Raw genomic sequence first — 13,013 nt, forward strand, 5'->3', positions numbered from 1 at the left:
AGTCTAAATTGTCGGGTTAAAATAACGGTTCCTTTAGATTGATTATATAATAAAATAGCCGCTCCATTACCTCTATCATATACTTCTCGTACTTGTGTGTCCCATGTGCCATCTTTCTTTTGATAGTCCACGGTTACTTTATTCAGAATGTACCAATTGTCGGACAGTAATTCTGTTTTTTGTATTTTGTATTTAGGATTTGACATATTATTAGCTAATTAATGTTAAAAAAAAACGCTCTGATTAATTGTCAGAGCGTTAGTTTATTATTTAAGAATTGTTTGTTTTCTATCTGGTCCGACAGAAACAATTTTTATTGGAACTTCTACCTCTTTTTCTATAAATTCGATGTACTCTTTTAATTCAATAGGCAATTGATCATAAGTAGTCATGCCAGTTAAATCTTGGTGCCATCCTTTGAATTCTTTGAATACCGGAGTTACATTTTCTGGTTCGATATTATAAGGGAAATGTGAAATGTTTTTTCCTTTATAGTTGTATTCAGTACAAACTTTCAACGTTTCAAAACCAGAAAGAACATCACCTTTCATCATCATTAATTGTGTTACTCCGTTGATTTGAACAGCATATTTTAATGCTACTAAATCCAACCATCCACAACGTCTTTGTCTTCCTGTAACCGAACCAAATTCGTTTCCAACTTTGGCCATTGTCGCTCCATCTTCGTCAAAAAGTTCAGTAGGGAAAGGTCCGCTACCAACACGAGTTACGTAAGCTTTAAAAATTCCGTAAACCTCTTTGATTCTGTTGGGAGCAATTCCCAAACCAGTACAAGCACCGGCAGCAGTAGTGTTAGAAGAAGTTACAAATGGATAAGTTCCAAAATCAACGTCTAACAATGAACCTTGTGCACCTTCGCAAAGAATTGATTTCCCTGCTCTTTGAGCTTGGTTTAAGTATTCTTCACTATCTATAAAATCTAATGTTTTTAAAACTTCGATAGATTCGAAGAATTCTTTTTCCATTTCAGCCAAATTGTACTGAATGTTAACATCGTAGAATTTAATCATTTCTTCGTGTTTGTCAGCTAAATGTCTGTAACGTTCTTTGAAATCTTCTAATTCGGTATCTCCAACACGCAATCCGTTTCTTCCGGTTTTGTCCATATAAGTTGGTCCAATACCTTTAAGTGTAGAGCCAATTTTTGCTTTTCCTTTTGAAGCTTCAGAAGCTGCATCAAGTAAGCGGTGTGTTGGTAAGATTAAATGTGCTTTTCTAGAAATGATTAATTTACTTTTTATGTCTAAATTAAATTTTTCAAGACCTTCAATTTCTTTTTGAAAAACTACTGGGTCAATTACCACTCCGTTTCCGATAATGTTTATGGCAGTTTTATGAAAAATTCCAGAAGGAATAGTTCTAAGAACGTGTTTTATTCCATCAAATTCTAAAGTGTGTCCTGCGTTTGGACCTCCTTGAAAACGAGCAATTATATCATAATTTGATGTAAGAACGTCAACAATTTTTCCTTTTCCTTCATCTCCCCATTGTAATCCTAATAATAAATCTACAGTCATTCTATGTTTTATTTGTAGTTAATTTTCTATTGTATTTTCTGCGTTTGTTTTTTTCTTGTTTCCGTATAAGTATAAGGAATGATTGGTGATTTCGATATCAAAAATCTCTTCGATAGTTTTTTTGATGGTTTGAATTCGTGGGTCACAAAATTCAATTACTTCACCTGTATCGGTCATAATGATATGATCGTGCTGTTTGTCGAAATAGGACTTTTCGTAGTGTGCTTGATTTTGTCCAAACTGATGTTTGCGAACCAAGGCGCAGTCCAGTAATAATTCGATTGTATTGTAAAGGGTGGCTCTACTGACACGGTAGTTTTTGTTTTTCATTTTGAGGTATAGGTTTTCTATATCAAAATGTTCCTCACTGTCGTATATTTCTTGAAGGATAGCATACCGTTCTGGTGTTTTGCGGTGTCCTTTGTTTTCGAGATACATTGTAAAAACATTTTTTACAATCTCTTGATTTTTGTTGTTATCTGTGGAAATGAGTGTCATATCTTGCAAAGATAAATTATTATTTTAAAAGTATAAAAATTTAAAGTTTTAATTCTAAATCTAGTATTTTATTTTTTAGGCTTTAATGACGGATAAGAGATAATGTTTTTATGGAAAACAAGATTATCTGGTTTAGTGCGTGAGGGATAGGAGCAAGCTACCAAAGTAGCGCGGACAGCCCGACAGCATTAGGGAAAGAGGTCGAATCGACGGTTAGTTAAGTTGGCCTCTTTTCTTAATGGTGGCACGCCCAAATGATTTTTGTAACTATTTATTTTTGTCTTTTGGTTGCGATTATCACAATTTTGACTTTTAAAGTTTGTTTTTGTATCGGATGCTTTTTGTTAGTTTTTATACACTCGGGTTACTTTGTCGATTCCGTCGATTTTTTTGATGTTGTCCATTAATTTTTTCAAAATGGTGATGTTGGGTACAATTACAGAAACTTGACCCTTGAAAATACCGGCTTCACCGTTAAGAGAAATGCTTTGAATGTTGACATTCATATTATTGGAAATCACTTTTGTCAATTCATTTGTAAGTCCCAAAGTGTCCATTCCCATGATGTTGATGGTGGCTTTGAAGTCTTGTTGGGTGGAATCAATCCATTTGGCCTGCATGATTCGGTAAGCATAATTGGACTGTAGTGAAATGGCATTTGGACAGTCTTTTTTATGAATTTTGATTCCGTCATTTATGGTTACAAAGCCAAAAACTTCGTCGCCAGGTATGGGATTGCAACAGCTGGATAATTTGTAATCGAGTTTGTCATGTGTTTTTCCAAAAACAAGCATGTCGTAATTGCTGCTGATGACTTGTTTGTGAATGTCTTCGTCGGCAGTGCTGTGTGAACGCTTGATTTTGTTTTTGAAAAAGTTGATTAAAGTGTTGCTTTTTTGGGCAGCATAATCTTTTAATTGTTGGTTATCAATAGAACCTACACCTACTCTGTAAAATAAATCTAAACTTGTTTTTAGTCTGAAAAAGTTAACTAACTCGTTGATAGTTTGCTCGTTTAAACTGACTTTTAAGTGTTTTAATTTACGGGTAAGGAGTTCTTTTCCGTCTTCGGCAATTTTCTTAGTGTTCTCGTTGAGGACATTTCTAATTTTGTTTTTTGCCCTTGAAGTAGTTACGTAATCCAGCCAGTTGATGGTCGGTTTTTGGTTAGGAGAGGTGATGATTTCTACCTGATCCCCACTTTTTAATTCGTAATTTAAAGGAACTAATTTTCCGTTGACTCTTGTTCCTCTTGTTTTTATTCCAATTTCGGAGTGGATGCTAAAAGCAAAATCAAGCGATGTGGCGCCTTTTGGCAGGGATTTGATTTCTCCTTTTGGTGTAAAAATGTAAATCTCTTTGGAATACAGATTCATTTTGAAATCTTCCACAAAATCGACTGCACTTGTCTCTGAATTTTCAAGGGCTTCTTTCAAAAGGTTTAACCAAACGTCGAGACCGTTTTCTTCGGTGGCTCCGTTTTTGTATTTGTAATGTGCAGCATATCCTTTTTCGGCAATTTCGTCCATACGCTCGCTTCGTACCTGTACTTCTACCCAACGGCCTTTTGGTCCCATTACGGTAATGTGTAGTGCTTCGTAACCAGTTGATTTTGGCGAAGAAATCCAGTCACGCAAACGACTTGGGCTGGGTCTGTAATGATCCGTTACGATGGAGTAAATTTTCCAAGCCAGGAATTTTTCATCATGTGGATTTGATTTATAGACAATACGCAAGGCAAATTTGTCGTAGACTTCGTCAAAAGTCACATTTTGCGCCAACATTTTTCTGTTGATCGAATAAATGGATTTTGGTCGACCTTTGATGATGTAGTCTATATTTTCTTCGTCCAATGCTTTTTGGAGTACTTCAGAAATGTCTTTGATATATAAATCTTGTTCTTCCTTTGTTTCTCTTATTTTGCTGACAATGGAGTTGTATCTTTCAGGTTCAGTATATTTTAAACCTAAATCTTCCAGTTTGTTTTTGATTTTATAAAGGCCTAATCTATGCGCTAATGGAGCATAAATGTATAAGGTTTCAGATGCCAGTTTGACTTGTTTGTAGTCTTCCATGGAGTCCATAGTTAGCATATTATGCAATCTATCGGCTATTTTTATGAGGATTACCCGAACGTCGTCATTAAGTGTCAGTAGCATTTTGCGGAAATTCTCTGCTTGCATCGATACGTTTAGATCTTTTTGTACCAATGATATTTTGGTTAATCCTTCAACCAGTTGTGCGATTTTGTGATTAAACATTTTTTCAATGTCTTTGACGGTGATTGGTGTGTCTTCGACAACGTCATGCATTAAGGCTGCAGCAATGGAAGTTGCTCCCAAACCAATATCGGAAGCTACAATTTTAGCGACCGCAATAGGATGGAAGATATATGCCTCTCCTGATTTGCGGCGTTGGTCTTTATGCGCATCAACAGCCACGTCAAACGCCTTGCGTATCAGTTTTTTATCCTCTGCGGTCAGGGTTTGGTAACTGATACGTAGTAACTCTTTATATTCTTGAGCAATTGCTTTGTTTTCTTTTTCTATATCGATTTCTATCATAACGGCATGGTTCAATTCCTAAAAATAAGATTTTTTTAGGAGATGTGCAAGGGGAAGAAAGGGATTTTGGAATTTAAATGGCAGAATTCAAAAAGGTGATTTTAGATTTTTGAAAGGAAAAAAAATGTATGTCCCTGATATAAATTGACTTTTGTGGTTAACTTATATCAGGGACATACAAAATAAATATATTTAATTGTAGCAATTGAAAAAAAAACTAATATGCAAACGCTACAAACAAAATTCTGTTATCTGAAACCTAGAATACTTTTTTTAAGTCCAAATCCTGAAAATCATAACTAAAGTCGGTTAATTCAGAAATGGATTTCATTTTGATTGCAATTGCCTTACCAGCTGCATCAAATTCAAAAAACAAATGGGCATCGGCATGGAAAAAAGCATTGTTCCATTTTACAACCAAGTTTTTATCTTTGTAAAGAAATAACTCTCCTGCAAGTTTTGGGGAACGCTTGGAAGCAAAAATGAGTTTCCCTTTCTTTTCGCTAATTATAATTTCACCAAACCATATATCTTTGTATGTACCAACGTAATTATTGAAGTCAATTTTGGAATTCTCTTTTTTGTTTTTGGCAACCAATGCCCAAACTTCGTCAGTGGCCTTATCTCCCGATTCCTCATCCTCTTTTTCCCATTTCCTGTAAAGCGTAACATAATCTTCAGATTTGATTCCCAGATAACTGTCTTTTATAGTGTTGGATATCGCATAAAAAGCATCTCCCGATTGCTGATTGGTCAATACTACAATTCCTAAATTAAGTTCAGGAAGAAGAGTAACCAGAGTATAGATTCCTTCTAAAGCTCCCGAGTGCCTCACTTGTTTGTATCCTTTTTCATCAGTTAAATACCATCCCAATCCATAAGATCTAAAATGGACATTGTATGGTGGTTTTGTGGTTACAGGCATAATAGTTTGTGGAGTCCACATCTCATTGTGTTCTTTCTCTGAGAATAATTGTTCGTTTTCTGTTCCATATTTTCCATTATTTAATTGCATTATCATCCATTTGCTCATATCGTTTACATTTGAGTAAATACCGCCGGCGGCATCCATTGTTTGACTTTTGTCTCTCGAAATCACTTTCAATTTTCCATTAATAGGTACGTGGGGAACAATAATGTTACTGGTGTCTTTTAATCGAACAAACGAAGCTGCACTGTTTTTCATCTCCAATGGTTTCATAATTCGGTTTTCGACAAAATCGCACCAACTTATGCCACTTACTTTATGAACGACTTCTCCAGCAACCATGTATAATAAATTATCATAATCATATTTTGTTCTAAAACCTGAAACGGGTTTTAAATACTGTAAATTGTGTATAACATCGTATACTGTAAAATCGCTTCCACCAGGCCAAAACATCAAATCTCCTGCGCCAAGTCCCAATCCACTTCTGTGAGTCAACAGATCTCGAATCGTAAATTCATTGGTTACATAATCATTGTACATTTTGAAATCCGGCAGATAAGTAATGACTTTATCATCCCATTTTAGTTTACCTTCGTCTATTAAGATTGCCAAAGCAGCAGATGTAAAAGCCTTGCTGTTGGAAGCAATCCCATAAAGAGTGTTTGCATCTACTTTTTCATTGGTTAAAATTGATTTTACTCCGTAACCTTTTGCCAGTAACACTTTTCCGTCTTTTACTATTGCTACTGCAATTCCGGGAACATTAAAAGTGGTTAAAGTTCGATTAACTAAATTGTCCACTTCTTGTTCTGTAATTTGAGCAAAAGAATGGATGTTAAATGCAAGAAGAACTAAAAGAGAAATGCTGAATTTTTTCATACTATTCGATTTAATTTGTTTCTAATTGTTTCTATTTTAAAATCTGTAATCTACATTTCTCTCTTAAAATCCAAATCCTGGAAATCATAACTAAAATCGGTCAGCTCAGAAATGGGTTTCATTTTGAAGGCAATTGCTTTTCCGGCGACATCAAATTCAAAAAACAAATGGGCATCTGCATGGAAATAAGCATTGTTCCATTTTACCACTAAGTTTTTGTCTTTGTAAAGAAATAATTCTCCCGAAAGTTGTGGAGAACGTTTAGAAGCAAAAAATAATTTCCCTTTCTTTTCACTAATCACAATTTCGCCTAACCAATTATCTTTGTATGTACCAACGTAATTATTGAAGTCAATTTTGATATTTTCTTTTTTGTTTTTGGCAACCAAAGCCCAAACTTCGTCGGTTACTTTATCAGCCGATTCTTCGGTGGCTTTAACGCGATTGCTATAAACAGTAACATAATCATCCGATTTGATGCCAAGATAACTGTCCTTTATGGTGTTGGTTATCGCATTAAAAGCGGCACCCGATTGCTGGTTGGTCAATACTATAATTCCTAAATTCAGTTCAGGAAGTAAAGTCACCTGAGTCACGATTCCTTCTAAACCTCCAGTGTGAGTTACTTGCTTGTATCCTTTTACATCACTCAAAAACCAACCCAATCCATAAGAACTAAAATGAGTGTTGTAAGGCGGTTTTGTTACTGCATGAATTATAGTTTGCGGAGTCCACATTTCGTTATGCTCTTTTTCAGAGAATAATTGTTTGCTTTCAGAACCGTATTTTCCATTATTCAATTGCATGATTACCCATTTGCTCAAATCGTTTACACTAGAGTAGATGCCAGCAGCGGCGTCAAATAGTTGATTTTTATATCTAGAAATTACTTTTAGTTTTCCGTTAATTGGTACATGGGGTGCTATTACATTACTCGTATCTTTCAAACGAACAAACGAAGCTGCACTGTTATTCATTTCCAATGGTTTCATTATTCGACTTTCGATAAAATCACACCAACTCATACCGCTTACCTTATGAACAACTTCACCAGCAACAATGTATAATAAATTGTCATAATCGTATTGCGTTCTAAAAGCCGAAACCGGTTTTAAATACTGTAAATTTTGAGTAATATCCTGTGCCGTAAAATTGCTTCCGTCAGGCCAAATCATTAAATCACCTGCACCAAGTCCCAATCCGCTTCGGTGGGTCAATAAATCCCGAATCGTAAATTCATTGGTTACATAATCATTGTACATTTTGAAATTTGGCAAATAAGTAATGACTTTGTCATCCCATTTTAGCTTGCCTTCGTCTATTAACATTGCCAAAGCAGCACTTGTAAAAGCTTTGCTGTTGGAAGCAATTCCAAAAAGTGAATTTGCATCGACCTTTTCATTGGTTAGAATAGATTTTACTCCATAACCTTTTGCCAATATCACTTTTCCATCTTTTACAATTGCTACAGCAATTCCGGGAACATTAAAAGCTGTTAAAGTTCGATTAACTACATTGTCGACTTCTTGTTCTGTAATTTGGGCAAAAGAATGGATGCTAAATGCAAGAAGGGCTAAAAGGGAAACACTAAGTTTTTTCATGCTATTCGATGTTAATTTGTTTTGGTTTAAAATCTGAAATTTAAAAATTAAAACTATAATTATGATTCTTTAATCTATGTTTTTCTCTTTAAATTCAAATACGGATTAACTTTTAATCTTTATTGAAGCTTTCTGTAGTTCCGTTTACATTAACAACTGTGATGCCTGATATCTTATTATTTACTTTTTTAAATTCTACTCGTATCATATTATCCTCTAAATCAAAAATATCTTTTTCAAGAGGCAGCATCTTAAATTTACGAATAGCATCTGGCTGATAATATAAATTTCCGTTTTCATAAATTATTATTCTAGGCCCAAATTTACCAATATAATTTTCGGATTCTTTTGTTTTTAATACCAAAGGATATTGTTTTGCTTTTAATGAAGTTAGTAGCCAAGAATATTTTTTATTTGAATTTTTAGACTCTTTTGCTGCCAATTTTTCTAAAGCTTTTATTTGTGCAGTAAATAGCGCATCATCTGCTGGAACTTCTATATCAGGCTGTACGCCAGTTCCTTCCCAGTTTGTTTTAGTTATTGGGTTAATTGCTCTTCCAAATGGTACGAAGATTGTGAAGCGGTCTGTTGCTATTTCGTCTCCGCCGGGATTAGCACCGCCTCCAGTAACCTCACCGATAATTGTGGCACGATGCAAGTTTTTTAGATCATAGCTAAATTCTTCAGCAGCCGAAAAAGTACGTTTACTCGTTAATACATAAACATCTACATTTGGCATGCGTTTACCGCTTACATAAGGCAAAGTCCATGTTTGTGTATTTGAATCAGTTGGCCTGTAATAGAAATTATTTAAATGAACAGGTTCAGAGTCAAAAAGGTAACTGATAATCAGCTGAATCATTTCTGATGAACCGCCTCCATTTTTCCTTAAATCAATGATTAAAGCATTGGCGTTAGAAAGAAAATTCATTGCAGCAACAGCAGTTTCACCTCCAAAGGAAGTGTCTCCAAAGCTTCTCAAATCGAGATACCCTATATTACCATCAAGTATTTTAACTTCCTTAAATCCATAGTTGTTTATTTTCCATTTTTCAAGAAGAGATACGGGCAATTCTTCATGACTTGGATTTTTATTTGACTCTCTGAGTTCTTTAATAAAGGCAGGATTAAATCTAACCTGTATGTGTTTATCCTTACTTATAGATTGAAGATCTGCAGTTAATTTTTCAGAAAATAATGTAGGGTTTGTAATAGTGGTATAAGATCCGTTTTTAAAATTCGATAAGATATAGTCTCCCATTTTTTTTGCAACCTCTGGAAAGATATAGCTTTTGTTCAATAATAAACTGATTGAATCAATAACTTGCTGCTGTTCTATTTTTGTTACAGGATCAGGGTTGGTTGTTTGATTTACTGCAGACTGTGCCATTGATTTTAACGGAATCATTAGCAGAAAGTAAATAATAATTAGGATGTTTTTTTTGTTCATTTTTTGAGATTTAATTGATGTTTGAAATTATTTTTAAAAGAGTCAATTGAAGATTCATCATTTCCTCATCGGTTATGTTTTTTAATGCTTGAGTTCTGTTAATTTGGATATAAGGCTGCATTTTTTCAATAATAGCATTTCCTTCTTTTGTTAAAGTCAAATCAAATCTTCTCCTGTCTTGTGACTTTAAATTTCTTGATAAATACCCTTTCTGTACTAATAATTCAATGATTCTAGTGATGGAAGCAACATCTTTAAATGTTTTAAAAGCAATCTCTTTCTGTGATATTGAATTGTCTTCTTCAATAGTTTTTAAAATAAGCCATTGATCAATGGTTATTTCAATGCCTGCTTTAGATATGTTTTTTTGGGCGAATTGCCGATATGTTTTTATTGATTTTTCAATTGAATAAAAAATTATGTCGTTTAGCTTTTCCATTATTTTTATTTAAAATATTGATACAAATATAATTGATATATCAATTAAATTAAATGAAATGATTTTTTTTATTTCATTTCAACTGTTTGAATATTATGTGTATAAATTATTAGGGAAGGAATGTTTTTTAATTCTAAAATCTAAAAGCCCCTTTGTCTTTTGGCTTCAAATATTAAAATTGCTGCGGCAACCGAAACATTCATACTGTCAATTTCACCCTGCATCGGGATAATAATATTTTGGGTGGCTGCATCACGCCATTCCTGAGTCAGCCCCGTGGCCTCTGTTCCAACAACCAAAGCTGTTGGCGAAGTGTAATCTTGGGTATGATAGGAAGTGGAGTTTTGCAGAGTGGCACAATAAAAATTGATGTTTCTTTCTTTCAGAAACGCAATGATCTCAGTAGTAGTTCCTGTTGCAATCTGATTGGTGAACAAGCAGCCTACGCTTGACCGAACCACATTTGGATTGTATAAATCGCTTTTTGGGTTGGCAATAATCACAGCGTCAAGATTTGCCGCATCGGCTGTACGTAATAAAGCGCCTATGTTTCCAGGTTTTTCTGGAGCTTCGGCAATAATAATCAATGGGTTTTCGGATAGTTGTAAATCTGATAACTGCATTGATTTGGCTTTGGCGATAGCCAAAATTCCTTCAGTGGTATCGCGATATGCCAGTTTTTGATAAACATCTTTGTTGATTTCAATCAATTCAGCCTTATTCGATAATTTACGAGTTTCCGTTTCCGAACAAACTTCTGGTAAAAACAAAATCGTTTCTATTTCATATCCTCCTTTTAAGGCCAGCGAAATTTCTCGTTTTCCTTCAATCAGAAATGTTCCCGATTGTTTGCGGGCTTTTGCTTTTTCCTGTAATAACACCAAGGATTTAATAAAAGGATTTTGGATGGAAGTGATTTGTTTCAAAGCTGAAAAAGGATAAGTTACGAAAGTGCTAAGGTACTACCATTTTTTAAATTCTTAAAATAATCAATAGTAAGTCCTTTTTTATTTAATTTTGAAATTTTAAGCAGAATCTGCATTCTAAAATCTAAACTTCAAAAATGTTTCACCTACTCGATATCATCGGAACCATGGCATTTGCAATGTCTGGGGCATTAACCGCGATGAGCAAAAAACTGGATCCGTTCGGCGTTTTTATCATTGCATTTGTGACCGCAGTTGGAGGCGGAACCTTGCGTGATGTTATGATAGGCCGCACTCCGGTAGGCTGGATGCAAGATCTGACCTATGTTTATGTAATTATACTAGGCTTTGGTTTAACAATATTATTTCGAAAAAGATTAGACAAACTCCGCACCTCATTAGCATTATTTGATACCATTGGATTAGGTGTTTTTACCTTAATCGGAATCCAAAAAGGAATTGATTACCACCTTCATCCTACTATTTGTATCGCGCTAGGAACAATGACAGCTTGTTTTGGTGGTGTAACTCGAGATATTTTATGCACAGAAATTCCCGTGATTTTTCGTAGAGAAATCTATGCTACAATTTGCATTTTAGGGGGAATTGTATTTTTTATTCTCCGAAAAATGAATCTTGAGGATGATATTTTATATCTCATTACCTCATTGGTCATCATCGCTGTTCGCCTAATGGCCGTAAAATACAAGTGGCATCTTTCTCCAATAGAACATAAAAAATAAAGAGCATTTTGGCTAGACCACATTAAGAAAAGTGGCCTACTTTTCTTTGCGATTATTCGGCCACTTTCATTAATGTGGTCGGGCTATACGCGCTACTTTGGTAGCTAGCTTCAAATGAAATTCACTGAACTCCTATGAAAATAAATGTATAGTGAAGTAATCCCTTTCGCGGGAATACCGGAAAAAAAGTGCTAAAAATGATGATTGAGATTGATATTGAAAAGGGTGACTCCCAAATGAAGGAAAGATTTTTCACCATTCATATTTAGAATATTGCCCTAATTGTGTACTTTTCCACTCTTTAATACTCAATTGTGAAGGACTACACCGTAAAACGATATCAAGAAAGTGATTATGCGAATTGGAATGCTTTTATAAGCGAAGCCAAGAACGCTACTTTTCTGTTTCATCGTGATTTTATGGACTACCACAAAGACCGATTCGAGGATTATTCTTTGATGGTTTATAGAAACGAAAAGTTAGTTTCCGTTTTACCGGCCAATATTGTAGGGGATGTCCTTTATTCCCATCAAGGTTTGACATACGGAGGTTTGATTTATGGAGAGGATTTAAAATTAGCCTCGGTAATTCTAGTTTTCAAAGCCGTTTTATTTTATTTAAATGAAAATGATTTTGTAAAAATCCAACTCAAAACACTTCCTTCTATTTATCATGACAAGCCAGCCGAAGAACTAAATTATGCTCTGTTTTTGATCGATGCACAATTGATTCGAAGAGATACACTTGCAGTGATTGATTTGTCTAGACCTTTTCAATTTTCTAAAATTAGACAACGAGGCATTCAAAAAGGAATAAAGAATGAATTAATTATAAAAGAGGAAAATAATTTTGAGTCTTTTTGGAATCAGATTTTAATACCCAATCTAGAATTAAAACACGATGCAGAACCTGTTCACTCTATAGCTGAAATGCAATTTTTAAAAAGCCATTTCGAGAATTATATAAGACAATTTAATGTTTATTATAATGATGAAATTGTAGCTGGAACAACTATTTTTGAATCCGAGAATGTGGCTCATTGCCAATATATTTCAAAATTTGAAAAGCAGCAAAACTTAGGAAGTTTGGATTTTTTATATAATCATTTAATTAAAAAGGTATTTGTTAATAAACGATATTTTGATTTTGGAGTATCCAATGAAAATCAAGGAAAAATATTGAATGATGGTTTGTCGTATTGGAAAGAAAGTTTTGGTGCAAGCACAATTGTGCACGATTTTTATGAAGTAGCAACCATCAATTTTTCTAGACTTGAAAATATAACAAGATGATAAAATTTTTAGACTTAAAAAAAATAAACGAACCTTATGAAGCCGCTTTTCAAGAGAAATTGAAATCGGTTCTAGATAACGGTTGGTATATTTTAGGAAAAGAAGTCCAAGAGTTTGAACCCAATTTTGCTCAATATTGTGATTCCAATTAT

11 protein-coding genes and 1 pseudogene are annotated in these 13,013 nt (G+C 34.3%); 3 read left to right on the forward strand and 9 right to left on the reverse strand.

The window, feature by feature from the left end:
• From VFS71_RS12885 to VFS71_RS12925, 9 genes and pseudogenes are all read right to left on the reverse strand, one after another.
• Positions 1–206: pseudogene (locus VFS71_RS12885) on the reverse strand (GDP-mannose pyrophosphatase); the annotation flags it as partial.
• A gap of 60 nt (positions 207–266) precedes the next feature.
• Positions 267–1,538: an adenylosuccinate synthase gene (locus VFS71_RS12890; RefSeq protein ID WP_326401704.1), complete on the reverse strand. Its 1,272-nt coding sequence runs from the start codon at positions 1,536–1,538 to the stop codon at positions 267–269.
• Positions 1,539–1,556: 18 nt separating this feature from the next.
• Entirely contained in the window at positions 1,557–2,036 is a 480-nt protein-coding gene (locus tag VFS71_RS12895; protein ID WP_326401705.1) for a transcriptional repressor, read from the reverse strand.
• Positions 2,037–2,380: 344 nt separating this feature from the next.
• Entirely contained in the window at positions 2,381–4,600 is a 2,220-nt protein-coding gene (locus tag VFS71_RS12900) for a RelA/SpoT family protein (protein WP_326401706.1), read from the reverse strand.
• Positions 4,601–4,859: 259 nt separating this feature from the next.
• Positions 4,860–6,410, reverse strand: coding sequence for a serine hydrolase (locus VFS71_RS12905; protein ID WP_326401707.1), 1,551 nt, complete (start codon positions 6,408–6,410; stop codon positions 4,860–4,862).
• A 50-nt stretch (positions 6,411–6,460) separates the two neighbouring features.
• Positions 6,461–8,011, reverse strand: a complete 1,551-nt coding sequence (locus VFS71_RS12910) for a serine hydrolase (RefSeq protein WP_326401709.1) — start codon at positions 8,009–8,011, stop codon at positions 6,461–6,463.
• 112 nt (positions 8,012–8,123) lie between these two features.
• The gene (locus VFS71_RS12915; RefSeq protein ID WP_326401711.1) at positions 8,124–9,461 is read right to left on the reverse strand and encodes a S41 family peptidase; all 1,338 of its coding nucleotides are present in this window, start codon (positions 9,459–9,461) and stop codon (positions 8,124–8,126) included.
• A gap of 10 nt (positions 9,462–9,471) precedes the next feature.
• The gene (locus tag VFS71_RS12920) at positions 9,472–9,900 is read right to left on the reverse strand and encodes a MarR family transcriptional regulator (RefSeq protein WP_326401713.1); all 429 of its coding nucleotides are present in this window, start codon (positions 9,898–9,900) and stop codon (positions 9,472–9,474) included.
• Between the two features lie 140 nt (positions 9,901–10,040).
• The gene (locus tag VFS71_RS12925) at positions 10,041–10,826 is read right to left on the reverse strand and encodes an RNA methyltransferase (protein WP_326401714.1); all 786 of its coding nucleotides are present in this window, start codon (positions 10,824–10,826) and stop codon (positions 10,041–10,043) included.
• 137 nt (positions 10,827–10,963) lie between these two features.
• Here VFS71_RS12925 and VFS71_RS12930 point away from each other — a divergent pair, with 137 nt between their 5' ends.
• The 3 genes from VFS71_RS12930 to VFS71_RS12940 form a co-directional block, all read left to right on the forward strand.
• Positions 10,964–11,569, forward strand: coding sequence for a trimeric intracellular cation channel family protein (locus tag VFS71_RS12930; RefSeq protein WP_326401715.1), 606 nt, complete (start codon positions 10,964–10,966; stop codon positions 11,567–11,569).
• 314 nt (positions 11,570–11,883) lie between these two features.
• Positions 11,884–12,861, forward strand: coding sequence for a GNAT family N-acetyltransferase (locus VFS71_RS12935; RefSeq protein ID WP_326401716.1), 978 nt, complete (start codon positions 11,884–11,886; stop codon positions 12,859–12,861).
• On the forward strand, positions 12,858–13,013 hold a 156-nt coding region (locus VFS71_RS12940; RefSeq protein ID WP_326401717.1), incomplete at its 3' end, for a DegT/DnrJ/EryC1/StrS family aminotransferase. The genes VFS71_RS12935 and VFS71_RS12940, both read left to right, overlap by 4 nt.

This window comes from Flavobacterium sp. (genome assembly GCF_035760125.1).
GTDB lineage: Bacteria > Bacteroidota > Bacteroidia > Flavobacteriales > Flavobacteriaceae > Flavobacterium.

What these genes read in the sequence shown, in the direction of transcription:
- VFS71_RS12915 (WP_326401711.1), bottom strand. Translation starts at nt 9,461, where the DNA reads ATGAACAAAAAAAACATCCTAATTATTATTTACTTTCTGCTAATGATT.
- VFS71_RS12900 (WP_326401706.1), bottom strand. Translation starts at nt 4,600, where the DNA reads ATGATAGAAATCGATATAGAAAAAGAAAACAAAGCAATTGCTCAAGAA.
- VFS71_RS12930 (WP_326401715.1), top strand. Translation starts at nt 10,964, where the DNA reads ATGTTTCACCTACTCGATATCATCGGAACCATGGCATTTGCAATGTCT.
- VFS71_RS12890 (WP_326401704.1), bottom strand. Translation starts at nt 1,538, where the DNA reads ATGACTGTAGATTTATTATTAGGATTACAATGGGGAGATGAAGGAAAA.
- VFS71_RS12905 (WP_326401707.1), bottom strand. Translation starts at nt 6,410, where the DNA reads ATGAAAAAATTCAGCATTTCTCTTTTAGTTCTTCTTGCATTTAACATC.
- VFS71_RS12910 (WP_326401709.1), bottom strand. Translation starts at nt 8,011, where the DNA reads ATGAAAAAACTTAGTGTTTCCCTTTTAGCCCTTCTTGCATTTAGCATC.
- VFS71_RS12895 (WP_326401705.1), bottom strand. Translation starts at nt 2,036, where the DNA reads ATGACACTCATTTCCACAGATAACAACAAAAATCAAGAGATTGTAAAA.
- VFS71_RS12920 (WP_326401713.1), bottom strand. Translation starts at nt 9,900, where the DNA reads ATGGAAAAGCTAAACGACATAATTTTTTATTCAATTGAAAAATCAATA.